The sequence below is a fragment of the Rhodopseudomonas palustris genome, assembly GCF_034479375.1.
GTDB classification, from domain to species: domain Bacteria; phylum Pseudomonadota; class Alphaproteobacteria; order Rhizobiales; family Xanthobacteraceae; genus Rhodopseudomonas; species Rhodopseudomonas palustris_M.
The window spans coordinates 2,623,254-2,647,631 of the sequence record NZ_CP140155.1; the positions used below are offsets into that span (position 1 = coordinate 2,623,254).

The following is a 24,378-nucleotide window of genomic DNA, read 5'->3' on the forward strand; positions in this document are numbered from 1 at the left end:
CGCTGTGCCGGGGCGGCAAGCGCCGCGTGCGCTGCACTTGCAAGATCAGCCCCAAAACCATACCAAGGCGGCGACTTTCGCGGCGCTGCGGGCGTATTCGCCGTGCTGCGGGCCTTCTGCAACCCTCGACCCCCGCGAGCCCCATGCGTCGGTTTCTGCTTTCTGCGGCCAAGATCCTGGTTTCGGCGGCGCTGTTGTACTTCGCGCTGCGCGAGACCAATTTCACCGACCTCACCGCGCGGCTCGATCTCGAAAGCGCCGGCTGGCTCGCACTCGCGCTGGCGATCGCCGTGCTGCAGATTTTCGTCGGGGCGCTGCGCTGGCGCGCAGTCGGCGCCGATTGCGGCGCGCCGCTGAGCACGACGCGGGCGATGCGCTTCAACATGATCGGGTCGTTCTTCAACCAGACCCTGCCCTCGGCCATCGGCGGCGACGCGATGCGGCTGTGGCTGGTGGCCCGGGCCGGCGCCGGCTGGCGCGCCGCGACCTATTCGGTGTTCGTCGACCGCGCCATCGGCCTGATCGCGCTGGCGATGCTGATCCTGTTCACCCTGCCGTGGTCGCTGAACCTGATCGCCAATCCCGAAGGCCGGCTCGGACTGGTGCTGCTCGATGTTGCCGCGCTTGGAGCGGGACTGGTGTTCCTGCTGCTGCACCTGCTGCCGTTCGAACTGCTGACCCGGATCTGGGCCACACGGCATTTCTACACCTGCTCGCAGATCGCGAGCCGCATCCTGTTCCGCCGCGGCAATGGGCCGATGATCGCCGCGATCTCGCTGCTGATCCACGTGCTCGCCGTGGTGATCGCGTGGTGCGTCGCGCGCGCGATCGCGGCGCCCGCGGATTTCGGCCAGTTGCTGCAATTGATCCCGCCGGTGATGCTGATCACCATGATCCCGATCTCGATCGCCGGCTGGGGATTACGCGAGGCCAGCATGGGCCTCGCATTCTCCTATGCGGGGCTCGGGTCCAGCGAGGGCGTCAACGTATCGCTGCTGTTCGGGGCGGTGTATTTCGTCGTCGGCGCGGTCGGCGGATTGATCTGGGTGGTCAGCGCGGAGAAGGCCGCCAAAGGCGATGCTCCGATCGACGTTCCGGAGTAAAGCGATGAGCGCGGGCGCAAGGCGGCCATCGCACGGGCGCGCGGCAGGCGCCGGCGCATGATTGTTTCCCTCCCATTCGTCTCACTGGCCGCGATCGCGCTGGCCGCGATCGGCTGCGCGGCTTCGACCTTCGTGATCATGCCGCTGCTCGCCCGCTACGCGATGGCGCGTCCGAATGCACGTTCGTCGCATCGCGTGCCGACGCCGCAGGGCGCCGGGATCGCCGTCATCGCCGCCACGCTCGCCATCGCCGGTTGCGCCATCGCGATCGTCTCGCCGGCCGCTTCGATGCCGTCGTTGCTGTTCGGCGCGACGATCCTGATTGCGGCCGTCGGCGCGGTCGACGACATCCGCCCGATTCCGGTGCTGCCGCGGCTGGCGCTGCAGGCACTGGCGGTCGGCGCGGTGATCTTCACCCTGCCCGCGGATCTTCAAATCCTTCCGCAGGTCCCTGTGGGGATCGAGCGCGCTGCGTTGCTGATCGCCGGGCTGTGGTTCGTGAACCTCGTCAACTTCATGGACGGGCTCGACTGGATGACGGTCGTCGAGGCCGTTCCGATCACATTGGCGCTGGTGATGTTCGGCCTGCTGTTCGGCGCTCTTCCCGTCACGCCGACGCTGATCGCCGCCGCGCTCAGCGGCGCGATGCTCGGCTTCGCGCCGTTCAACCGGCCGCCGGCGCGGGTCTTCCTCGGCGATGTCGGCAGCCTTCCGATCGGGCTGCTGATCGGCTGGTGCCTGCTGCAACTGGCTTTGCAGGGACACGTCGCGGCCGCCCTGCTGCTGCCGCTGTACTACCTCGCCGACAGCACGCTGACGCTGCTGCGACGGATGTCGAAGCGCGAGCCGTTCTGGCTCGCCCATCGCAGCCATTTCTATCAGCGCGCCACGGACAACGGCTTCGCCGTGATCGAAGTGGTCGGCCGTGTCTTCGCACTCAACCTGTTGCTCGCGGTTCTGGCCGTGATGTCGGTGATGCTGGATTCGATCGTCGCGGACGCCGTCGCGCTGGTCTGCGGCGCGGCGGCCATCGCCGTTCTGCTCGCGCACTTCGCGCGGCGACGCTCGGGTGCACGATAACTACTTCTGCGATTCGATTTTGGCCGCCGCCACGCTGTCGCCGGCGTGATATTCCGGAACGGCATCCTTGAGGATCGCCACCACTTCGGCGTGCCGTTGGCCGGCGATCGCCGCCTGAAGCCCGGTCAGCCACGTCCGCAGCGTCTCGAGCGGCAGTTCGTTGGGCCGCGCCGCGACGATGCCGGGGATGCCGATTTCGGTGAACGGCTCCTCTTTGGCGAACAGAATCTCGTTGAGCCGCTCCCCCGGCCGAATTCCGGTGAACACGATGTCGATGTCGTAGCCCGGTTGCAGGCCGGACAGTCGGATCATGCGCTCGGCGAGATCGACGATCTTGACCGGCTGCCCCATGCTCAGCACGAACACCGACGCATCCGAATGCTGCGCATTCAGCGCGTGCGTCGCGGCGGTGATGACGAGATCGCAGGCTTCGCGGATCGTCATGAAGTAGCGCACCATGTCCGGGTGCGTCACCGTCACCGGGCCGCCGGCCTCGATCTGCGCCTTGAACTTCGGCACCACCGAACCGTTCGACGCCAGCACGTTTCCGAAGCGCACCGAAATCAGCCGCATCGGCGGCTTGTCGCCGACGCGGTCTGCGAGTTCGCGGTCCATAGCCTGGCAATAGATCTCAGCAAATCGCTTGGTGAGGCCGAGCATCGACACTGGCCCGATCGCCTTGTCGGTCGAGATCATCACCATTGCTTCGGCGCCGGCGGCGCGTGCGGCGTCGGCGACATTGACCGAGCCGAAGATGTTGGTCTTGACGCCCTCGCCCCAGTCGCGCTCGAGGATCGGCACGTGTTTCAAGGCGGCGGCGTGGAACACCAGGTTGGGCTTGAAGTCGGTGACGAGTTGAAAGATCCGCTCGCGATCGCGAATATCGGCGATCCGACCCTCGACCACGGTCTGGGTCACTTTGGCGGAGAGCGTTTCGATCGCGGCGTGCAGTGCCGGCTCGGAATTCTCGATCACCAGCAATCGGGCGGCGCCGAACGTGGTGACGCGATCGCACATTTCCAGACCAATCGAGCCGCCGCCGCCGGTGACGACAATAGACTTGCCCTTGAGCAATTCCTCGAGGCGACGATAGTCGATTTTGACGCTCGGCCGCAGCAGTAGATCCTCGACGGCGACCGGCGCGAGCCTCGGCGTATCGCGGCTCTCTTCCAGCGAGGGCAATCGGCTGACCGCGAGCCCGAGCTTGCGCGCCCGCATCAGCACCGCCTCGGGCTGGGCGTCGGCTTCGAACGCGGACGGCGTCATCACCACGCGTTCGATCGGCCTCGTGCGATTGGCGAAGTCGCCCACCACGTTCGCGAGATCGTCGATCCCGCCGAGCACCGGAATGCCGCGGATCGTCTGTCCCCGATCCGACATCGCCGGCGACAGAATTCCGACCGGCCAAAGCCGCTTCACCGCCCCACTCTCGATCCCGCGCAGGAACACTTCCGCATCGGCCGCGCGGCCGATCAGCAGCGTCGGCGCAGCGTCCATGGTCAACGCCTTGTTGCGGGTCCGCGTGTAACGGAAATAGCGATAGGCGAGCCGAGAGCCGGAAAGGAAGGAGACCTCGAGGAACCAGTAGATGACGATGGTGGTCTTGCCGAGGAAGAAGGTGCCGTAGACGTTCGGCGCAAGAAAGATGTAGTCGAGCAGCAGCAGCGCGACCGTCAGAACGCTGGCGGCGCGCAGGATGTTCAGCAGATCCGGGATCGAAACGAACCGCCACTTGGTGGTGGTGAGCTGGAACGCGTAGCAGACGAAGAAGCTGAAAACGACGAAGTAAGGCAAGATCTGCAGAAGCAGCGGCAGCCGGTCCAGCAGATTTTCGCCGTCGAACCGCAGAAAGAAGCTGAGGACCACGGCGATCGCGGTCACGCCGGCGTCGTGGATGGCGATCAGCCAATTGCGGTAGGTGAACGACGAGATCTTGGTCAGCATGCCTCGTCTCGCTTCCACGATGCGCGCCGCCTCATGCCGTTCCCTCGCGCGCTTTCTCGACCAGCGAAGTCGTGCTGAACCCCGGCAGCACGTCGACCAGCAGCACCTCCCCGCCTCTGGCCGCGACGATCTCGTGGCCGACCACCTGCTCGCGGGTGTAGTCGCCGCCTTTGACCAGCACGCTCGGCTCGATCCGCGTGATCAACCTCAGCGGCGTGTCCTCCCCGAAGATCGCCACCAGATCGACCGCCTCGAGCGCAGCAAGCACTTCGGCGCGGGCGCGCTCGTTCTGCACCGGACGGCTCTCGCCTTTCAGCCGGCGCACCGAGGCGTCGCTGTTGAGACCGACGATCAGCCGGTCGCAGGCGCCGCGCGCCGCCGTCAGCACCTTGACGTGGCCGGGATGCAGGATGTCGAAGCAGCCGTTGGTGAACCCGACCCGCAGCCCTTCGCGCCGCCACTCGGCGAGGCGAAGATCGAGATCGGCGTCACTGCCGATGATCTTGTCTTCCGCCGCGAGCGAGGCGTGCGGCAGGATCTTGCGCCGCAGCTCCGCCGGCGTCACCACCGCGGTGCCGTTCTTGCCGACGGCGACGGCAGCCGCAGCACTCGCCGCGCGCATCGCGGTCGCCCAATCCGCACCGGCCGCGAGAACCACCGCCAGCACCGCGGCGACCGTGTCACCGGCGCCGGAAACGTCGCGCACTTTCACCGGCAACGCCGGCACGTGAATAGGTTCGCCGCCGCGCGGTACCAGCGTCATGCCGTGCTCGCTCTGGGTCACCAGCATCGCCTCGCAATCGGCGGTCGCGATCGCATCCTGCGCCGCCGCCGCGATGTCGTCGACCGTGTCGGCCGCGCTCCGAGTCGCGGCGACGAATTCCTTGCGGTTGGGCGTCAGCAGCGTCGCGCCGCGATAGATCGCGAAATTGGCGCTCTTCGGATCGACGATCACCCGCTTGCCGAGTTTTCGCGCGGCCTCGATCACCGTCGCGATCACCCGCGCCGTCAGCACGCCCTTGGCGTAATCGGACAACAGAACGATGTCGGCGCGTTCGAGCTGCGGCAGGATGGCGTCGAGCAGGCGCTGCTCGATCCCGCCAGACGCGGCCGACGCCGTCTCCCAATCGGCGCGCAGCATATGTGTGGAGAAATGCTCGGAGACGAACCGCACCTTGCGGGTGGTCGGGCGAGCCGCATCACACACCAGCAGCGGCTCGATCCGCGATTCCCGCGCGAACGCCGCACTCAGCGTCCGGCCCGCCTCGTCGTCGCCGATCAGGCCGACGAAGATGCAGCGCGCGCCGATCGCGGCGATGTTGCGCGCGACGTTGCCGGCGCCGCCGACATTGATCTCGCTGCGCTGAACCGCAATCACCGGCGCAGGCGCTTCCGGCGAGATTCGAGACACCTCGCCATAGACGAATTCGTCGAGCATCACATCGCCGATGCAAAGCACCGTCGTCCGGGCGATCGATTGCAGCAGGGTGTCGAGATTGAACATCGAATTCCACGCGGTTGAAGCGCGATCAGCGGAAGCGATCGCTGCCGTCGAGGTAGCTCTTGACGTAGGAGGCGACCGCATCTTCGAGCGGCGTGAAGCCGCCATTATAGCCTGCGGCGCGCAACCGGTCGCCCTCGCTCTCGGTGAAATACTGATAGCTGCCGCGAATCTGTTCCGGCATGTCGATGTAGTCGATTTGCGGCGGCGTTCCGAGCGCCGAATAGGCGGCGAGGATCAGATCGCGGAAACTACGGGCATGGCTGGTGCCGACATTGAATAAACCGCTCACCGATGGGGTGGCGAACAGCCACATCATCACCCGCACGACGTCGTCGACATAGATGAAATCGCGGCGCTGGTCGCCGTCGGCGATGCCGTCGCGGTGCGACTTGAAGAGCTGCACCACGCGCCCGGCCTTGATGTCGTCGAAGCGCCGCGCCAGCACGCTCGCCATCGTTCCCTTGTGGTATTCGTTGGGGCCGAAAACGTTGAAGAATTTCAGCCCCGCCCACTGCGGGGGCAAACGCTCCCCGCGTCCAGCACGCTCCAGCAACGCCAGATCGAACAGGTGCTTGCTCCAGCCATACAGATTCATTGGGCGCAATTGCTTCAGGGCGGCGAGCGACGGATCATCACTGAAGCCCTGCGCACCATCGCCATAGGTCGCGGCGGAGGACGCGTAGATGAACGGCACCCGGTTCTCGGTGCACCAGTCGAGCAGCCGCATCGACAACCGGAAGTTGGTGTCGATCACCAGATCGCCATCGGTCGCGGTCGTTTCCGAGATCGCGCCCATGTGAAACACCGCATCCAGCCGGCGGCCTTTCAGCCAGTCCGAGAGTTCGGCGGGCGGCACGACGTCGGCGAGCTGGCGCTTGGCGAGGTTCTTCCATTTGCCGTCATGGCCCAAAAAATCGCACACGGCCACATCGCTGCGGCCGGCGTCGTTGAGCGCCGCCACGATGTTCGACCCGATGAAACCGGCGCCTCCGGTGACCAGCAGCATGACTTCCCCGCCTCGATTTGCGCGGCCACCTTTGCCCCACTCCGTCCGGGCAGGCAACTTGAACTCCGAATTTCCACGACCGGAAACCAGGTTGCGGCCGAAATCCCGGCTGGACGCCGGGCGGCGCAAGCGCTAACCGGCATCACCGCGTTCAACTCGGGGGTATCAGCCTCCGCCAGACAGCGTAATGAATTACGATTCACTCAAAACCAGCCTGGCCGCGGCGGACGATCGCGCGGAAACCAGCCCTGTCTTGTTGATCCCCTACATGTGGATCGGCGATTTCGTGCGCTGCCATACCGTGGTGCGGGTCCTGAAGGACCGCTGGCCGGACCGGCCGGTCGACGTCCTGACCACCACGCTGTGCGCGCCTTTGGTGGATTACATGCCCGGCGTGCGTCAGGGCATCGTCTGGGACCTGCCGCGCAAGCGGCTTGCGCTCGGCCAGCAGCGGGCGCTCGCGGCCAAGCTCCGCGAACAGAATTACGGCGCCTCGCTGGTGATGCCGCGGACGTTCAAATCCACGATTGCCCCGTTTCTCGCCGGTATCCCAAACCGCACCGGCTTCATCGGCGAGGTTCGATTCGGCCTGCTCAACGACTGGCGGCGCGGCGAGAAAGCACTGCCGCGGATGATCGACCGCTGTGCCGCGCTGGCGCTGCCGGCCGGCATCGACCTGCCGATGGATTGGCCGGAGCCGCAACTCGTTGTGCCCCCGGCCGAGATCGCCGCCTGGCGGCACCTCAACGGGCTGGAGGGCCGCACCGCCGTGGCGCTGGCGCCGGGCGCGGTCGGCCCGTCGAAGCGCTGGACCTATTATGCCGAGGCGGCAAAGGCGCTGACCGACCGCGGCCTCGACGTCTGGGTCATCGGCGGCCCGGGCGAGAGCGAGAAGGCCGCCGAAATCGTCGCCGCGGCCGGTCCGCGCGCGCGGGACCTCACCGGCACCGACCTGCGTAACGGCATCATGGCGCTGGCGGCAGCCGATCTGGTGATCTCCAACGATTCCGGGCTGCTCCACGTCGCAGCCGCGATCGGCAGCCGCACCATCGGCATTTTCGGCCCGACCAGCGCCTGGCACTATGCGCCGCTCAACCCGATCGAGGCGGTGATCGAGACCAGGACCGAGGTGCCCTGCCGGCCCTGCCACAAGCCGACCTGCCGGATGGTGCACCACAAATGCATGCGCGACATCCCGGTCGAGGACGTGATGACCGCCGCACTGCGGGCGCTCGGCGCCGCCGGCCTCGCCCCGGCGCAATAAGCCGCGACTTGCACCTGCCCCTGCCCTGCGCTTAACCAGTGCCGACCCCTCAGCTTTCAGGTGTGAATTGAGCCAGGACCGGATCGCCGCCCATCTCCACAACTCGCTCGCGGCGATGACCGCTGCCGCGAACGACCAGACGCTGCTGTCGGCGTCGCGCGCCATTGCGGCGGCGTCGATCAAGGCATTGCGCGACGGCCGCAAGATCCTGATCGCCGGCAATGGCGGCAGCGCCGCCGACGCCCAGCACATCGCCGCCGAGATCATCGGCCGCTACAAGCAGGACCGCCCGGCCTGGCCGGCGATCGCGCTGACCACCGACACGTCGGCGCTGACCGCGATCGCCAACGATTACGGCTTCGAGCGCGTGTTTGCCCGACAGGTCGAAGGGCTCGGCCAGCGCGGCGACGTGTTCATCGGCATCACCACCTCGGGCCGCTCGCCGAACATTCTCGCAGCGTTGGAGATCGCCCGCGCGCGCGGCCTCGTCACCATCGGCATGACCGGCCCCGCCGGCGCATCGATGGCTGCGCTGTGCGATCATCTCCTGATAGCGCCGGGCGCAGAGACCGCTTTGGTGCAGCAGATCCATCTGATGGCCGCGCATGCGATCTGCGACGAGATCGAATGCGCGCTGGGCGCGACCAAGGCATGACGACCGGCCCGGCAGCGCTGCGACGGCCGGCTGCATTTCTGGATCGCGACGGCGTCATCAACTACAATGATCACTACATCGGCAGCCGCGAACGGTTTCGCTGGATGCCGGGGATCGCGGCCGCGATCCGCCGGTTGAACGAGGCCGGCTACTACGTCTTCGTCATCACGAACCAGTCCGGCGTGGCTCGCGGCCTATTCAGCGAGGACGACGTGCAGGCGCTGCATCGCTGGATGCTGGACGAACTGCGCAAGCAGGACGCGCGGATCGACGACATCCGCTACTGCCCGCATCATCCGGACGGCATCGTCGAGGCCTATCGCCGGGCGAGCGACGACCGCAAGCCGAGGCCCGGAATGATCATCGATCTCGCGCGCGCCTGGCCGGTGTCGCTGCCGGGCAGTTTCGTGATCGGCGACAGCGACAGCGACGTCGAAGCCGCAACGGCCGCGGGCCTTCCGGGCTTTCTGTACACGGGCGACGATATCGACGCGTTCGTCTCGGACGTTCTCGACAAGATGGCGCGCAGAGGCGAAGCGCGGACCTAATCGAGCAGCTTTTCGGCGGCCTCGATCGCCTGCCGTGCCGACGGCGCGCCGCTCTTGCCGCCCAGCACGCTCATCGGGCCGCTGCCGACCGGACCGGTCAGTCCCGGATCGGTCGAGACGTAGATGCCGACGAGCGGCACACGATAAGCAGCGGCGAGATGCATCAGGCCGGTGTCGACGCCGATCACCAGCGCAGCATTGGCGATCACCTGCGCGGTGAGATCGAGCCGCTGCCGCGGCAGCACGCGGCTGCCGGCGATCGCGGCCGACAGCGTCTCTGCGAGTTGCCGCTCGGCCTCGGTGCCCCATGGCAACACGACCTGCAATCCGCGCCCTTGCAGCCAGCGACCGCTCTCGATCCAGTCATCCGCGCGCCATTCCTTGGACGCGCGCGAGGTGCCGTGCAGCAGCACGGCGTAGGCATTCTCGTCCGCGCGAGGCGGGCGGATCAGGCCGTAGTCGATCTCCGCCGGCGGCTGATAGCCGAGTGCGAGGCCGGTGAGCAGGCGATTGCGCGTGACCGCATGCAGATCGCGGCGCACTGTGTGGTGAACATTGTAGAAACGCGCGGCCAACGGCTCGCGGATGCTGGCGGCGTCGTAGCCGTGGCGCTCCCCATGCGCAAGGCGTGCGATCACAGCCGAGCGGATCAGGCCCTGGGTGTCGATCACCTTGTCGAATTCCGGCTCGCGCAGCCGTGTGCCGAAAGCGCCGATCTCACGCCAGGTTGCACGCGACGCCAGCTTCGATCGCCACCTTCGTGTCGCCACCGCAATCACATCCGCGACTTGCGGGTGCAACCGCGCCAGCGGCGCGAACGCTTCCTCGACCACCCAGGACAGCCGCAAACCGGGAACCGCGCGCGCGGCGTCGGTCATCGCGGGCATCTGATGCACCACGTCGCCCAGCGAGGAAGTCTTAATGATGAGAATGTCCGACATCGCCGCCGATGGCCGCCACAACAACCGGCACTCGTTACAGTTCGGCAACCATATTGTCGATTCCCCCTGTGGAACGCTGGAAAACCGCGTGGTTTAGCTGCTTGGCTATACGGCAAGTCCATCGTTTGACGAAAGACTGAGGCCAACCGCGCGGGCGACGACCCGCAATTCACTCGGAGGAGCCCTCCATGACCGTGCTCGTGACCGGCGGCGCCGGATATATCGGAAGCCACACCGTGCTGGCGCTGGTCGAGGCCGGCGAAAGCGTGGTGGTGATCGACAATCTGAGCACCGGCTTCTCCAGTTTTGTCCCGGAAGGCGTGCCGCTGTTCATCGGCGATGCCGGCGACGAGAATCTGGTCGAGGGGGTGATCCGAAATCACGGCGTCGACGCCATCGTCCATTTCGCCGGCTCGGTGATCGTGTCGGATTCGATGCGCGATCCGCTCGCTTACTATCGCAACAACACCATGACTTCGCGCAATCTGCTGAGCGCGGCAGTGACGTGCGGCGTGAAGAACTTCATCTTCTCGTCGACCGCCGCGGTCTATGGCAATCCCGACCGGACGCCGGTTCCGGAAGAAGCGCCGACGCGGCCGCTGTCGCCCTATGGCTGCTCCAAGCTGATGACCGAGATCATGCTGCACGATGTAGCAGCGGCCAACGGCATGAACTACGTGGCGCTGCGCTACTTCAACGTCGCCGGCGCCGATCCGCAGGCGCGGATCGGCCTCGCCACGATCGGCGCGACGCATCTGTTGAAGATCGCGGTGGAAGCAGCCACTGGCCAGCGTCCTCAAATCGAGGTCTACGGCACCGATTATCCGACGCCCGACGGCAGCTGCATCCGCGATTTCATCCATGTCAGCGACCTCGCGCAGGCGCATGGCGCGGCGCTCGACTATCTGCGCCGGGGCGGCGCGCCGGTGACGCTGAACTGCGGCTACGGCCGCGGCTATTCGGTGCTGGAAACCATCGAGGCGGTGCGTCGCGTCGCGGGGCGCAATTTCGCGGTGTCCACCGCCGCCCGCCGGCCCGGCGACATCGTGGCGATGGTCGCCGACACGCGCCGGATTCGCGCGACGCTGGACTGGACCCCGCGCTACGACGACCTTGAAACCATCGCGGCGCATGCGCTGGCGTGGGAGCGCAAGCTGCTCTCCCAGCGCCAAGACTTTGATCGGCAAGCGATTCCGGCTTAAGTCGGGCCCGGCTCTCCCGCTTTTGGCTTGAAAACCCCGCCCATCGGGGGCAAGGAGGCGTCGATACGCACGCCGATCCAACGCGCGCGACCTGTTCGACGCCGTTGATGGAACGCGGATGACCGATACCCCACGCAAGATAACCGACGATCCCTATGGCGCGGCGCAACTCGTCCGCCGCCTGGTGATGGAACAGGCGTCGGTGTATTGGCGGCGCTATCTGCTGGCCTTCGGCCTGATGGCGATCGCCGCCGCCGCGACCGCGCTGTCGGCCTATCTGCTCGGGCAGGTGATCAACCAGGCCTATGTCGATCGCAACCTTCAGGGCATCATGATCCTGTCGGTCGTGAGCCTCGCGATCTTCACCGTGAAGGGTGTCGCGACCTACGGACAGTCGGTGATCCTGACCCAGATCAAGAACGCGATCCTCGCCAATAATCAGCGCCGGCTGTTCGGCAAGCTGATGCACGAGAACCTCGCCTTCTACTCGCAGCGACACTCCTCGGAATTCCTCGCGCGCCTCACCTCGGGCGCGAATTCGGTCACCGAAGTGCTCAACCTGCTGATCAACGCCGTCGGCCGCGATCTGTTGTCGCTGATCGCGCTGGTGATCGTGATGGTGTCGCAGGACCCGTTCATGGCGCTGTTCGGCCTGTTGATCGCGCCGCCGGCGGTGTTCGTGCTGCGCAAGCTGGTGCGCCGGGTGAAGGGGCTCGCTTACACGCAGTTCACCGGCAATGCCGAGATCCTCGAGACGATGCAGGAATCGCTGCAGGGCATCCGCACCGTGAAGGCGTTCTCGCTCGAACAGACGATGCGCGACCGGATCGACGCCAGCATCGAGGCCGTCCGCAAGAATGCCGACAAGATGGCCCGCGTCTCCAACCGCTCGAGCCCGCTGATGGAAACCCTCGGCGGCTTCGCGGTCGCCGCCTCGCTGATGTATGGCGGCTACCGCGTGGTCGCGACCGGGGCGACGCCGGGGCAGTTCTTCTCCTTCCTCACCGCCTTCCTGCTCGCCTACGAGCCGGCGAAGCGGCTGGCGCGGCTCAACATCGAGCTCAACAGCGGCCTGGTCGGCGCACGGATGCTGCTGGAGATCGTCGACAGCCCGCAGAGCGAGCCCGACGACGGCGACAAGCCGCCGCTGGTGCTGACCGAAGCGCGCGTCGAATTCGACAATGTCGGCTTCGCCTATCGGCCCGACGAGCCGGTGCTCAACGCCATGAGCTTCACGGCCGAGCCCGGCAAGATGACGGCACTGGTCGGCCCCTCCGGCGGCGGCAAGTCGACCGTGCTGGCGATGCTGTTGCGGCTGTACGAACCCGGCTCCGGCGAGGTCCGGATCGACGGCCAGTCGATCGCGGGCGTCTCGCGGCGTTCGCTGCGACAGCAGACCGCCTATGTCGGGCAGGACGTCTATCTGTTCCGCGACACCGTCCGCGCCAACATCGCCTTCGGCAAGATTGGCGCCAGCGAGGACGAGATCGTCGCCGCCGCCAAGGCCGCGCATGCGCACGACTTCATCATGGGCTTTCCGCTCGGCTACGACACCCCGGTCGGCGAACACGGCGCGCAGCTCTCCGGCGGCCAGCGCCAGCGCATCGCGGTGGCGCGCGCGCTGCTGCGCGACGCGCCGATCGTGTTGCTGGACGAGGCGACCGCGGCGCTCGACTCCGAATCCGAGAAGCTGGTGCAGGAAGCGATCGAGCGGCTGTGCCTGAACCGCACCACGATTGTGATCGCGCACCGCCTGCACACCATCATGCACGCCGACGCCATCCTGGTGGTCGAGGGCGGCACCATCGTCGAACAGGGCCGCCACGACGATCTGCTGCGCCGCAGCGGCCGCTACGCCTCGTTTTTCCGTCTGCAGCAACGCCACGCCGCGCCGCTGGCCCCAGCCGACACCGCGGTCTAGACTTGTCCGATCGAGCCCTCGCGCGCTCGGCGCCCCGCCTGATCTGCCATCTCCAGCTTTCGAGAGTCCGTCATGAGCCCTGCTGATTACGTGATCGCACCGCTTCCGCAAGCCGCGCTCGCCGTGCAGGGCGACGGCAGGATGTTCCCGGTGCGCCGGATCTGGTGCGTGGGGCGCAACTATCTCGAGCACATCCGCGAGCTCGGCAATGACGAGCGCAACCCGCCCTTCTTCTTCGCCAAGCATGCCGACATGGTCGCGCCGGACGGCGCCATTGTCCCCTACCCGACGCTGACGAAAGACATGCAGCACGAGGTCGAACTCGTGGTCGCGCTGAAGAGCGGCGGCCTGAACATTTCGACCGACCGGGCGCTCGATCACGTGTTCGGCTACGGCGTCGGCATCGATCTGACGCGGCGGGATCTGCAGACGATCTCGCGCAAGAAGGAGCAGCCCTGGGAGATCGGCAAATCGTTCGATTATTCCGCGCCCTGCGGCGCGCTGCGCCCCGCCTCCGAAATCGGGCATCCGGCGAAGGGCCGGATCTGGCTGTCGGTCAACGGCGCCGAGCGGCAGACCGGCGATCTGTCCGAGATGATCTGGAACGTCGCCGAGATCATCGCCAAGCTGTCGCTGCAGGTCGAACTTTCCGCCGGCGACATCATCATGACCGGCACCCCGGCCGGCGTCGCGGCGCTGCTGCCCGGCGACAAGATCACCTGCGGCGTCGACGGCGTCGGCACGCTGAGCATCACGATCGGCGAGCCGGCCTGACGTCGCCGGCGCGCGCCGCGACTCTGGAATTGCTCGACAATGGTCTGAATCGACCATCGTCAGGCTGGTGTTAGCAAATCGTTAAGTATAATCGCAGACCATCAATTGGGGGCTGGTCAGGAGCCAACTCATGGTCTCGGACATCCGACGTTTCATCGTCGTCTCGGTCGCGCTGGTGTTGTTTCTGGCTGCGGCGCAGGCCTCCGCGGGGCTGTCCTGGCGCAACAGCGAGCCGGCCACGGTCGGCGTCGTCGGCCTGGTTCGCTAGCCGGCATCCGCCCGCGAGGGTGCGCGGGACGCTGCGCCGATTTCCTTCCATTCGCGATCGCCGACTCATCGTCGAAACTCCGGATAGAACGCGCGCGGCCGAAAGCCGATCTCGGCGCTCGCGCGCGCGCCGTCGAAGGTCATGTCCTTCGCCATCCGCACCGCCATCGTCGCCGACAGGCCGGGCAGCACGCGCACCGCGACCGGCAACGCCAGCCGCCACGCCCAATCCGGCACCGGCACGATCATCCGCGGCATGTCGAGGCCGTCGAAAATCCGCCCGACCATCTCGCGATAGCTCAGCGTCTCGCCGCCCGGCAGGTCGTAGGTCCGGCCGGCGCTCGACGGCGTCGCCGATGCCGCGACGGCGGCGGCGGCGAGATCGTCGGCGTGGACCGGCTGGCGCAGCCCCTCGCCGCCGCCCATCAGCGGGAAAAACCGAAAACGGCGGACCAGCGCGGCGATCCGGCTGACATTGCCGTCGCGGCCCTCGAGATAGATCAGGGTCGGCCGCAGCACCGTCCAGGCGACATCGTGCGCATCGCAGGCCGCGATCAGCCGGGCCTCGTCGGCGCCCCAGCGCCGGATCGCGGCGCGCTCCTCGGGGTCGGGCGAATCCCATTTGGTCGCGATACTGGTCGAGGTGAAGGCGACGAGCCGGTTCATGCCGGCGGCGGCGAGCTGCGGCACGGCGTCGGCGACGAGCCCGGCCGGCGCGGTCGCGAACACGGCGCCGAGCGCGGGCAGCGCCGCCTCGCCGAGCCGCGTCAGATCGGCGGCGAGCCAGTCGACGCCGTCCTGCGCGGCCTGCGGCGCACGCGAGACGCCGACCGGCCGCGCGCCATCGGCCACGAGCCGGCGCAGAATCGCGCCGCCGACCATGCCGGTGGCGCCGATCACCAGCGGGCGCGGCGCGGGGTGCGGCACAGGGTGCGGCGAATTCATCGCGTCGTCTCCAGCGGCCGGTCGATCGAAACGCGCGCGTCGCAGCAAATCATCATGGCCGACGATTCAATCCTCATCGTCAAATGTCAAACCTCCCGCCGATCGCAGCCGCGTCGTCGAACAGCCATGCTTTCGCGATCCCGCGGCGCGAATGCGCCCGGGCTTTGCCAGGTTCGTTCCGCCCTCCGACGAGAGGGCGCGCGGAACGCCGGGTGCCCGATGCACCCGCGGCCTCGTGTGCAAAAGTAAAAAGCACACGAGTTAGAAACCACGGTCACACCGGAAACATCCGGCGTTCCGCGCGCGATGGTGTTAACGGCTTATGTCGTGCTCTCCCCGGCGCCCGACCCGGTTTTTGGTCGCCGTCGCGTCCGACTGAGACTATCCGGCTTCGGTCGAAGCCGGCTCTCCGTCGGGGCTTGATGCCACGCGGGGCATCAGGACCACACGCCTTTGCCGTCCGCGAGCAGCGTGGTCGCCAGCGTTTCGGTGTCGGCTCACGGACCCTCGCATCGGAGGTGACCCGCCCTGCCTTCACGTCCGCGCCTGACGCTGCCCGCGTCCACCGCACCCCGCCCCGCGGATCGTGACGATCGCGAAACGCCCCTCTCGATAGGGCGGGATGCGGCGGACTATAGTCCTTCTAGGAATTTTGTCAAGAGGGCGCGCGCCGTCTTGCGCCCGCGCCGCGTGCGAATTGCGTGGCGCCTTCGCCGCGAAGGGCGCACGGTGGCGCGATCGACGCCGGCGCCCCACGAGTCGCCGCGCGCGGCCGGTCCCGCCGGGATCGGCACAACGTCAGTTCCGCCATTCAATCGAACAGGAGACCACCATGGCCAAGGGCGAGCAAAAGGGTAATCGCGAGACCAAGAAACCCAAGAAGGAAAAACCCAAGACCATCGCCGCCGCGCCGAGCCAAAAGACCGGCGGGGGCTGGCAGCCGACCCAGGGTGGGACCGGGAAGAAGAAGTAACGGGCGGAGACGCAGCACGTCGCGATGAACGCCCCGCGTTCGTCGCTCCGCCTGCTTCGACGTGGCGGACTCCGTCGATGCCGATCCCTCCCCCGCTTGCGCCCTGCCGCGTCAATGACGAATTTTAAGTCATGGACTGATGGAGGCCGGCATGGCGGTGCTGACGATCCGGGACATCGACGACGCCATCAAGCAGCGGCTCCGCGTTCGCGCCGCCGTCAACGGGCGCTCGATCGAGGACGAGGCACGGGAGATCCTGCGCGCGGCGCTGTCGACCGACGAGCCTCGCCCGCGCAATCTCGCGCAAGCCATCCATGAGCGGTTCGCGGCGCTCGGCGGGGTCGACCTCCCCGAAACGCGGCGCGAAGCGATCCTTCATGATGGCATGGATCGCTGAGCGACCGATCGCCGGCTTTTTCACGACGAGTTTGACGCCGGCGGAGTTTGTAGGGTGGGCAAAGCGCAGCGTGCCCACCATCGCCGATCCCCGCGCCGCGCGTGGGCACGGCGCGAGGGCGCCTTTGCCCACCCTACGCTTGCTACGGGCTGATCCGCTCTACGGGCTGCCTTTACGCAGCGTCAACTTCAGATCGCGAAGTACGCAAAGCCTTCCCAATCGCTCGCCTTACGTTCTGCATGGAATCGAAATAATTGTCCGCGGCCATACTCAAACTCTCCGGAGACGAAGCGATCTCCAACGCTTTCTGGTCCCATTCTTTGTTGATTTGTTTTGCCAACGCATACACAACGGTTCTTCCAACTCGAAGGATCATTGAGTCTTGAGCATGCCGCTGAGCAAGTGAACGCATCACATCGACCTCATTGGCATCGGCATATTCGATCTCCAGTTGGGCACGCATTTCATCGATCGCTGGATACTTCATGTTGACGAAAAGCTGCCCCGCTTCCATCACATAACGCGCAGCCCGGCTCTTCAGGCCTTTCTCCTCGATCTCCTCGTCAGTATTCAGAGGAATAATCTCGGGAGCGCGCTCCAAATTTCTGAACATGTCAGCGCGTTTCGCACCTTCGGGAATCACAGAAAGATCTGTCGGCCTTTGCCTAGATCCAGCCCCTCCCTTCCCCTCAGAACCACCGCCGTTGGGTTCACTTGCAGCGCCAGCAGCTTGAGCGACATTGATAGCACCGTCGGAAGACACCTTTGGGCTTATCCGACGAACTCGAAGTTGATTTAATAGTCGCTGGAGTTCGTCTCGGATTTGCTCGTTATTCTGGCTATCCGGAGCGAACGAGTGAATGAGCTCAATCAACCATTGAGGCCGACTTTCTCTGACAACCTCGGCAAAATCCTTTGCCTGGAGCCGAGATTGCTCTCCCGTTAGATATTGCAAGAATTGGCGATAAGCCTCAGGGACAACAGGAAACCCCTCAGGCAACTCGACGTGAACTGAAATGTGCTTCGCACCAAATGGAATTCCAAAAACAGGCGCTTCGAATGTCCATTGGCGTCCCTTGGCAAGATCATACATTTCATTCTTATAGACGACGGCGCAAGTACTCACGGCGGACGCTATCGCACCACTAATCGATCTATTGTGACCCGTGCTGTTGTACTGCGCATCGTAGAGATAGTGAATCTTGATTCCGCTTGCTAATAGAACAGTTTCATTTTTTTCAAAGTGCCTCAGCCTATCCGGAATGGGCTCAAATTGCCTATTTCCATCGAGTTTGTGCGTTCCTTTGAGGAGGGTCACCTTCACGCCGTCCGGCAATCGGTAGAACCGATGATAAAGGTACGTCGCTAGCCATTGAGCGTCTTGATCAGGATCGCCGTCGTAGGGGTCTTTCACCGTGTCCTGAAGTTCTTTGTTTCCCAACAGTAAGACTTCGGTCCAATCCTGATTCAGGGACCGACCTTCTTGCTCCACAAGGTCAGTAACCTCCACAACTTCCACAAAAGCCCCGGTTTCGTTGTCACGGCGTCGCAGCCGACCGTAGACTCCGTCGCGCTTACATAGAATCACCTCGTGAACGCGACCGCCCTTGCACGATCGGTAGCGCATCCCCAGTTGATTGGATGGAAGCGACGCCACTTTTGCGCCCATTCCAAAATTTCCGGTGAGGCTTTTCTGCTTTCCTAGAGACGATGCGATATTGCTGATCTTCTGCAGTTCATGGTCATCCATTCCCAAGCCGGTATTCCAAATTGCCAACTTGTTGCAGCCCCCCCAACTCACGGCACTAATCTCAACGAACCGTCGGCCATAAGCTGCATGTTGAGCTGCTTCCAACGCATTCATCATTAGTTCGCGCACCATCATCGTCTTTGGACAACGCTCAATGAGACTCGCGACTAGAAAATCCTCGTCAGCAACCTGCAACGCAGTCACGTCGTTGGCCATTCCCCACCTCACAGTTTCAAGCCGCCACCGGTTCTTCCGCACGGCGATCCGATCTCGATTCGAACGCGAGCGACTGCATCCTTCTAAGCTCGAATGATACCCACGATACTATTCAAATTGCCAGTCGGTTCACAAAGAAAGCCCCGGAGCATCGCTCCGGGGCTTCTTGTTGTCCGATGGATGGCCGGGTCGAGCCCGGCCATGACGCTGTGCGAGAACGACGGCGGCAGCGCCAGGTGAACGCTGCCGGCGACGGCGGCGGTCGCGCGCAGCGCCCGCCGCCCTTCCCTTCTCAATACCGGTAATGATCCGCCTTGAACGGCCCCTCGACCTTGACGCCGATGTAGTCGGCCTGGTCCTTGCGCAATTCGGTGAGCTTGACGCCGATCTTGGCGAGGTGCAGGCGGGCGACTTTTTCGTCGAGGGACTTCGGCAGGACGTAGACTTCCTTCTTGTACTTGCCGTCCTTGTTGTTGGCGAACAGTTCGATCTGCGCCAGCGTCTGGTTGGTGAAGGAGGCCGACATCACGAAGGACGGATGGCCGGTGGCGTTGCCGAGGTTCACCAGGCGGCCTTCCGACAACAGGATCATGCGCTTGCCGTCCGGGAAGGTGATCTCGTCGACCTGCGGCTTGATGTTGTCCCACTTCATGTTCTTGAGATGCGCGATCTGGATCTCGTTGTCGAAATGGCCGATGTTGCAGACGATGGCGCGATCCTTCATCGCACGCATGTGCTCGATGGTGATGATGTCCTTGTTGCCGGTGGCGGTGACGAAGATGTCGGCGATCGGCGCCGCGTCTTCCATGGTCACGACCTGATAGCCTTCCATCGCCGCCTGCAACGCGCAGATCGGATCGACTTCCGACACCATGACGCGGGCGCCGGCCTGGCGCAGCGAGGCCGCCGAGCCCTTGCCGACGTCGCCGAAGCCCGCGACCATCGCCACCTTGCCGGACATCATCACGTCGGTGCCGCGGCGGATGCCGTCGACCAGCGATTCACGGCAACCATAGAGGTTGTCGAATTTCGACTTGGTGACCGAATCGTTGACGTTGATGGCGGGCCACAGCAGCGTGCCGGCCTTCTGCATGTCGTAGAGGCGGTGCACGCCCGTGGTGGTCTCTTCGGAGACGCCCCGGATGTTCTTGGCGATCTCGGCGAAGTAGCCCTTCGGCTTGTCCTTGAGCTGCTTCTTCAACAGCGCGAAGAAGATGATTTCCTCGTCGGAGCCGGGCTTGTCGAGGAAGGCGGTGTCGCCGTTTTCGGCGCGCAGGCCGAGATGGACGTACATGGTGGCGTCGCCGCCGTCATCGAGGATCATGTTCGGGGTGCCGCCGCCGTGCCAGTCGAACATCCGGGCGGTGTAGTCCCAATAATCTTCCAGGCTCTCGCCCTTGATGGCGAACACCGGAATGCCGGCGGCGGCGATCGCCGCGGCGGCGTGGTCCTGGGTCGAGTAGATGTTGCACGACACCCAGCGCACGTCGGCGCCGAGCGCCACCAGCGTCTCGATCAGCACCGCGGTCTGGATCGTCATGTGCAGCGAGCCGGCGATCCGCGCGCCCTTCAGGGGCTGCTTGGGGCCGTATTCCTCGCGCGTCGCCATCAGGCCGGGCATTTCGGTCTCGGCCAGCGAGATCTCCTTGCGGCCGAAGTCGGCGAGGCCGATGTCCTTGACGATGTAATCGGTGAACTTGGCGGTCATGCGGATGGGTTTCCTGATGTCGGTGTCAGTGGGACTGAGCACTACAAACTGATTGGGGCACTTTGAGGCACTGCCTGCTCCTTCTCCCCGCGGGCGGGGAGAAGGGTGGGATGAGGGGGCGTCTCCGCGCGCCAGAGCGGCTCGGCCTCGCGGAGGCGCCCCCTCACCCGGCCCGGCTTCGCTGCGCGATGCCGGGCCGACCTCTCCCCGCAAGCGGGGAGAGGTTCAGAAGCCGTGGTTGCTTAAACCGCGCGCTTGAGGGCGTCGGCAAGATCGGTCTTCTCCCAGGAGAAGCCGCCGTCGGCGTCCGGGGTGCGGCCGAAATGGCCGTAGGAGGAGGTCCGGGCGTAGATCGGCTTGTTGAGGTCGAGATGGCTGCGGATGCCGCGCGGCGTCAGGTCCATCGCCTCGGCGACCGCCTTTTCGAGCTGGTCCTCGGAGACCTTCCCGGTGCCGTGGGTGTCGATGTAGATCGACAGCGGCCGCGCCACGCCGATGGCGTAAGCGAGCTGCAGGGTGCAGCGGTCGGCGAGGCCGGCCGCGACGATGTTCTTGGCGAGGTAGCGCGACGCATAGGCGGCCGAGCGGTCGACCTTGGTCGGGTCCTTGCCGGAGAACGCGCCGCCGCCATGCGGCGCCGCGCCGCCGTAAGTGTCGACGATGATCTTGCGGCCGGTCAGGCCGGTGTCGCCGTCCGGACCGCCGATGTAGAACTTGCCGGTCGGGTTGATGTGCCAGATCGTCTTGTCGGTGATCCAGCCGTCCGGCAGCGCCTGGCGGACATAGGGCTCGACCCGCTCGCGGACCTGGTTCGAGGTCATGTCCTCGACCAGATGCTGGTGCGACACCACGATCTCGCGGACGCCGACCGGCTTGCCGTTCTCGTACTGGATGGTGACCTGGCTCTTGCTGTCGGGGCCCAGCACCTTCTCCTTGCCGGAGTGGCGGGCTTCCGAGATCAGCCGCAGGATCTTGTGGGCGTAGAAGATCGGCGCCGGCATCAGGTCGGGCGTCTCGTTGGTGGCGTAGCCGAACATGATGCCCTGGTCGCCGGCGCCCTCTTCCTTGTTGGTGCCGGGCTGCAGCGCGTCGACGCCCTGCGCGATGTCCGCCGATTGCGGATGCAGCAGGATCTCGATGTCGCAGTTCTCCCAGTGGAAGCCGTCCTGCTCGTAGCCGATGTCCTTGATGGCGTCGCGCACCACCTGCTCGATATGGTCGTTGGTGACCGAGGCAGGTCCCCGGGTCTCGCCGGCGATCACCACCTTGTTGGTGGTTGCGAGCGTCTCGCACGCGGCGCGGATCGCCCACGGATCGATGCCGGCCTTCGGCCCCTCGCGGAAGAACAGATCGACCACCTCGTCGGAAATCCGGTCGCAGACCTTGTCCGGATGACCTTCCGACACCGACTCACTCGTGAACAGATAAGACGCGCGCATCACCAACCCCTTATCCGCCGGACCCCGGCGGCGCTTTCGTGAATGATATCCCTGAAGTGTCAGTCGCGACGGCGCGAGATGACGTAGGATTCGTCGTAGAACCAGAGCCCGCTGTGCTTGCGCAGAACCTCTCTGGTGGCATCGAGATATTGGCCGCCCTGGGTCATTTCCGTTAGTCGATCGTCCTCGATCTGGGCGACATACACCGCCGCATTCCAGGCCGCAAAGGCAGTCGAATTGCCGATCGACCCGGTGACCTCGTTTGGCAGCGCTTCCATATCATAACGAAAGATCGACCGGCTATCCGCATAAGCGTTAAAATTGAGATCTCTACCGGCTGCGCCCAGTTCGTATTTGACCGCGCGCAACAACTCGTGCCGGCCGACCGAAAAAGGATTTTCCTCGGGCCAGACCGAGCGGACGATTTCCAGCCCCGGATCGTGGCCGTGGGAGTGGATTCCGATCAGCCGGCCGCCCGCCCGCAGCGCCCGCGCCAGCGGCGCAATGATGCGTTTGGCGCGAAAATTCACGCTGGATTTGGCCCGGTAGGGCTGCGAGGCGATGATCAGGTCGAAATTCGCCTCGGTCCGGCCGGCCCGCGGGATCACCGAATCGAGCAGGAACCGGTGGTCCTCGCGGTACAGCACGATCGCCACCGGCCGCTCATAGACCGGCATGCCGGAACGCGGCGAGACGCTGGCTCGCCAGTTTTCCTGCAGAAACGGCGCGAGTTCCGCGATCTGCGCCTCGAATTCGCCGGAGGACGCGCCGCGCAGCGGCACCTCGTGCCAGATCATCCCGGCGGCCGCCGCCGGCGAGGCCGGCGTCAGCCATGGCGCTTCGGCGTAATACATATTGGTGAGAACAAATACGGTCGCCGGATGCTCGAACAGCCGGTCCGGAACCTTGTCGAGCGTCAGCCGGACGTCCTCGACGCTGAGCTCCTTGCCGGCGACGTAGAACGGCATGTGCGGAAACCGGTGGTGCATCGCCCGCAGCACCCGCGCCAGCACGGTGCCGTCACCGCAGCCGGCGTCGAACACCCGCAGCGCCGGGGGGCGCGGATGAATGCTGCCCAGTTCCAGCGCGACGCGGTCGGCGACCACGCGCTTTTCGCTGCAGGTGTGGACGAACAGCAGATATTTCTGGCGGTTCTCGAAGAAACGGAAATTGCTGCGCGGGTCGCGCCGCTCCGGCGGAACCACCAGCCCGCGCGGCGGCGGCGCGGTGCCGAGCCCGGCCGCGACGAAGGCCTCGATCCGCTCCAGCGTATCCACGGTGATGCGCTTGCCCTCGCGCAGCCGCTGCACCAGCTTGCCGTCATTGACGGCGCGGCGGCCGAACGTGGTCTCGGCCATCCCCGCCTGGCGGCAATAGTCGGAAATCCGGCCGAGGAGCTGGTCGTTCTTCATGATCCGGCGGTGGGCAGATGACTTTCAGGTCAGGGCCGCACCATGGCCTGCCCACTGCCGGAATGCAATATCGGGTCGGTCCGCCGCGAGCCACCCGCTCAAAGGCCGTCGGCGCAGATCGCCACGATACTGACCGGCCAGCCGCCTTCGACGGGGCGAACCATCCGGCCATTTCTATCGCGGCCCCGGCGTGGCCGCTTCCTTCGGTTTGTCGTCGAGTCCGTAGTCGCCTGGTTCGCCGCCGTTGTTCTTGATGCCCCTGCCGACTTCGGCCCCGAACAAGCTACGGAACTGATCGTCGTATGTCGCCAGGCTGGTGCGGATCGCGGCGACCCAATGATCACCGCGGTCCCAGGCCTCCATATAGGCGGCGGCCAGATCGTCCGACTGCCGGTTGGCGATCATCGCCTCCATGATGGATTTGGCCTGAAGGCGATCCTTGGCCGCCTTGTTGGCGGCGTCTTGGTCTTCCCTTCGGCGGGATCCGACGATGAGCTTATGCACGGCGTAGCGTTCGGGGGACGGAACGAGAACCGGCACGCCGGCTCCGTGCAGCAGCACGGCCCGAACCGGATGACGGATCAGGAAGTCGAGAAAGCGCAGCGGGAATGCCGCGGCGCCCCCCAATGCCGGCATCTGGACCGGCTTGCCCGCGATATCGTCCGGACCGCGGTTCGGCGTCAGGAATTCGACCTTGAAGCTGTTGCGTGAGACGAATTGCGTAGAGCCGCGTCCGTCCATCTGGCCGGGAATTTCGCGGAAGGTTTCGTCGATGCGGCGAAGAACGTCCAGGATCGGCGGGAGGCTATCGCCGACCGCCACCGAAATCTCATGAAATTGGGCGAAGTCGACGTCGCCGGTCTGCATCGCGATGGCAGCGAGGCGGCGGCCGAGCACGCCGGGATAGCATTGGTACGCGACGGTCCCGATGAGAACCCCTCGGAGACGGAAGAAGCCGGCCTTCGCCAGTGCCTCGACCACCTGGCCGCTCGTCATCAGCGGCCGGGGCAAATAGGCTTCGCGCGTCAGCGTTGCGACCAAACGGCGGCGCCCCTTCAGGTCGGCCTTGAGATCCTTGAACGCTTCGACGCGCTTGGTGATGTCCGGATCGTCGATGGGGCCGACGTATCGCCGTTTCTGTGCGCCAGATTCGGGATTTGGAGTGTCGAAGTACCAGTATTTCCTATTCTTCACCTTCACGGCGACGAATCGTCCGGCGGCAGAAAACTCGGACGTGAAGCTGTCGTCCAGGCAGCGCTGGACCAGTTCAGAGTAGAGGGTCTGGTATGAGATATCGAGCGCTGCGGATACCGCCATGGGAACCTCGTT

At 65.4% G+C, this 24,378-nt stretch carries 21 protein-coding genes; 11 read left to right on the top strand and 10 right to left on the bottom strand.

The genetic code is table 11. From position 1 onward, the window contains the following. Nucleotides 1-143 precede the first annotated feature (143 nt). Together SR870_RS11840 and SR870_RS11845 are read left to right on the top strand one after the other, a co-directional pair. The gene (locus tag SR870_RS11840; RefSeq protein WP_322518153.1) at nt 144-1,103 is read left to right on the top strand and encodes a lysylphosphatidylglycerol synthase transmembrane domain-containing protein; all 960 of its coding nucleotides are present in this window, start codon (nt 144-146) and stop codon (nt 1,101-1,103) included. Between the two features lie 57 nt (nt 1,104-1,160). Next, nucleotides 1,161-2,183, top strand: a complete 1,023-nt coding sequence (locus tag SR870_RS11845) for a glycosyltransferase family 4 protein (RefSeq protein ID WP_322518154.1) — start codon at nt 1,161-1,163, stop codon at nt 2,181-2,183. Here SR870_RS11845 and SR870_RS11850 read toward each other — a convergent pair whose 3' ends face one another. From SR870_RS11850 to rfaD, 3 genes are read right to left on the bottom strand one after another with little or no spacing between them, the layout of a single operon-like run. Then, nucleotides 2,184-4,127, bottom strand: coding sequence for a nucleoside-diphosphate sugar epimerase/dehydratase (locus tag SR870_RS11850; RefSeq protein ID WP_322518155.1), 1,944 nt, complete (start codon nt 4,125-4,127; stop codon nt 2,184-2,186). Nucleotides 4,128-4,158: 31 nt separating this feature from the next. Further along, on the bottom strand, nt 4,159-5,631 hold the full coding sequence (rfaE1, locus tag SR870_RS11855; RefSeq protein WP_322518156.1) for a D-glycero-beta-D-manno-heptose-7-phosphate kinase: 1,473 nt from the start codon (nt 5,629-5,631) through the stop codon (nt 4,159-4,161). 25 nt (nt 5,632-5,656) lie between these two features. Next, nucleotides 5,657-6,637, bottom strand: coding sequence for an ADP-glyceromanno-heptose 6-epimerase (rfaD, locus tag SR870_RS11860; protein ID WP_322518157.1), 981 nt, complete (start codon nt 6,635-6,637; stop codon nt 5,657-5,659). Between the two features lie 187 nt (nt 6,638-6,824). On the opposite strand from rfaD, the gene waaF reads away from it, so the two are divergent. The 3 genes from waaF (at nt 6,825) to SR870_RS11875 (ending at nt 9,104) form a co-directional block, all read left to right on the top strand. Then, entirely contained in the window at nt 6,825-7,901 is a 1,077-nt protein-coding gene (gene waaF / locus SR870_RS11865; RefSeq protein WP_322518158.1) for a lipopolysaccharide heptosyltransferase II, read from the top strand. A 67-nt stretch (nt 7,902-7,968) separates the two neighbouring features. Next, entirely contained in the window at nt 7,969-8,556 is a 588-nt protein-coding gene (locus SR870_RS11870) for a D-sedoheptulose 7-phosphate isomerase (RefSeq protein WP_322518159.1), read from the top strand. Then, nucleotides 8,553-9,104: an HAD family hydrolase gene (locus SR870_RS11875; RefSeq protein WP_322518160.1), complete on the top strand. Its 552-nt coding sequence runs from the start codon at nt 8,553-8,555 to the stop codon at nt 9,102-9,104. Before SR870_RS11870 ends, SR870_RS11875 begins: the two co-directional genes overlap by 4 nt. On the opposite strand, the gene waaC is transcribed toward SR870_RS11875, so the two are convergent. Continuing rightward, complete coding sequence (waaC, locus tag SR870_RS11880; RefSeq protein WP_322518161.1) at nt 9,101-10,045, bottom strand: lipopolysaccharide heptosyltransferase I; 945 nt, start codon at nt 10,043-10,045, stop codon at nt 9,101-9,103. The two genes, SR870_RS11875 and waaC, sit on opposite strands and share 4 nt — an antisense overlap. Before the next feature lie 188 nt (nt 10,046-10,233). Between waaC and galE the strand changes: the two genes are divergently transcribed. From galE to SR870_RS11900, 4 genes are all read left to right on the top strand, one after another. After that, a complete protein-coding gene (gene galE, locus SR870_RS11885) occupies nt 10,234-11,247 on the top strand; it encodes a UDP-glucose 4-epimerase GalE (RefSeq protein WP_322518162.1) in 1,014 nt (337 codons plus the stop codon). A 118-nt stretch (nt 11,248-11,365) separates the two neighbouring features. Beyond that, nucleotides 11,366-13,168, top strand: a complete 1,803-nt coding sequence (locus SR870_RS11890) for an ABC transporter ATP-binding protein (RefSeq protein WP_322518163.1) — start codon at nt 11,366-11,368, stop codon at nt 13,166-13,168. A 72-nt stretch (nt 13,169-13,240) separates the two neighbouring features. Continuing rightward, complete coding sequence (locus SR870_RS11895; protein WP_322518164.1) at nt 13,241-13,942, top strand: fumarylacetoacetate hydrolase family protein; 702 nt, start codon at nt 13,241-13,243, stop codon at nt 13,940-13,942. Nucleotides 13,943-14,072: 130 nt separating this feature from the next. Further along, complete coding sequence (locus tag SR870_RS11900; protein WP_322518165.1) at nt 14,073-14,210, top strand: hypothetical protein; 138 nt, start codon at nt 14,073-14,075, stop codon at nt 14,208-14,210. 65 nt (nt 14,211-14,275) lie between these two features. Here SR870_RS11900 and SR870_RS11905 read toward each other — a convergent pair whose 3' ends face one another. Next, on the bottom strand, nt 14,276-15,154 hold the full coding sequence (locus tag SR870_RS11905) for an SDR family oxidoreductase (RefSeq protein ID WP_322518166.1): 879 nt from the start codon (nt 15,152-15,154) through the stop codon (nt 14,276-14,278). Nucleotides 15,155-15,986: 832 nt separating this feature from the next. Between SR870_RS11905 and SR870_RS11910 the strand changes: the two genes are divergently transcribed. Both SR870_RS11910 and SR870_RS11915 read left to right on the top strand, forming a co-directional pair. Next, nucleotides 15,987-16,127 (top strand): hypothetical protein, encoded by a 141-nt coding sequence (locus SR870_RS11910; protein ID WP_322518167.1) that lies wholly within the window; start codon nt 15,987-15,989, stop codon nt 16,125-16,127. Between the two features lie 151 nt (nt 16,128-16,278). Continuing rightward, nucleotides 16,279-16,524 (top strand): FitA-like ribbon-helix-helix domain-containing protein, encoded by a 246-nt coding sequence (locus SR870_RS11915; protein ID WP_322518168.1) that lies wholly within the window; start codon nt 16,279-16,281, stop codon nt 16,522-16,524. Nucleotides 16,525-16,696: 172 nt separating this feature from the next. Here SR870_RS11915 and SR870_RS11920 read toward each other — a convergent pair whose 3' ends face one another. The 5 genes from SR870_RS11920 to SR870_RS11940 form a co-directional block, all read right to left on the bottom strand. Beyond that, on the bottom strand, nt 16,697-18,490 hold the full coding sequence (locus SR870_RS11920) for an ATP-binding protein (protein ID WP_322518169.1): 1,794 nt from the start codon (nt 18,488-18,490) through the stop codon (nt 16,697-16,699). 292 nt (nt 18,491-18,782) lie between these two features. Then, nucleotides 18,783-20,198 carry an adenosylhomocysteinase gene (ahcY, locus tag SR870_RS11925; RefSeq protein WP_322518170.1) on the bottom strand — a complete coding sequence of 472 codons (1,416 nt, stop codon included), beginning with the start codon at nt 20,196-20,198 and terminating at the stop codon, nt 18,783-18,785. Nucleotides 20,199-20,440: 242 nt separating this feature from the next. Next, nucleotides 20,441-21,637, bottom strand: a complete 1,197-nt coding sequence (gene metK, locus SR870_RS11930) for a methionine adenosyltransferase (RefSeq protein ID WP_322518171.1) — start codon at nt 21,635-21,637, stop codon at nt 20,441-20,443. Nucleotides 21,638-21,696: 59 nt separating this feature from the next. After that, complete coding sequence (locus SR870_RS11935) at nt 21,697-23,049, bottom strand: hypothetical protein (protein WP_322518172.1); 1,353 nt, start codon at nt 23,047-23,049, stop codon at nt 21,697-21,699. A gap of 174 nt (nt 23,050-23,223) precedes the next feature. Next, nucleotides 23,224-24,366, bottom strand: coding sequence for a GSU2403 family nucleotidyltransferase fold protein (locus tag SR870_RS11940; RefSeq protein WP_322518173.1), 1,143 nt, complete (start codon nt 24,364-24,366; stop codon nt 23,224-23,226). Nucleotides 24,367-24,378 lie beyond the last annotated feature (12 nt).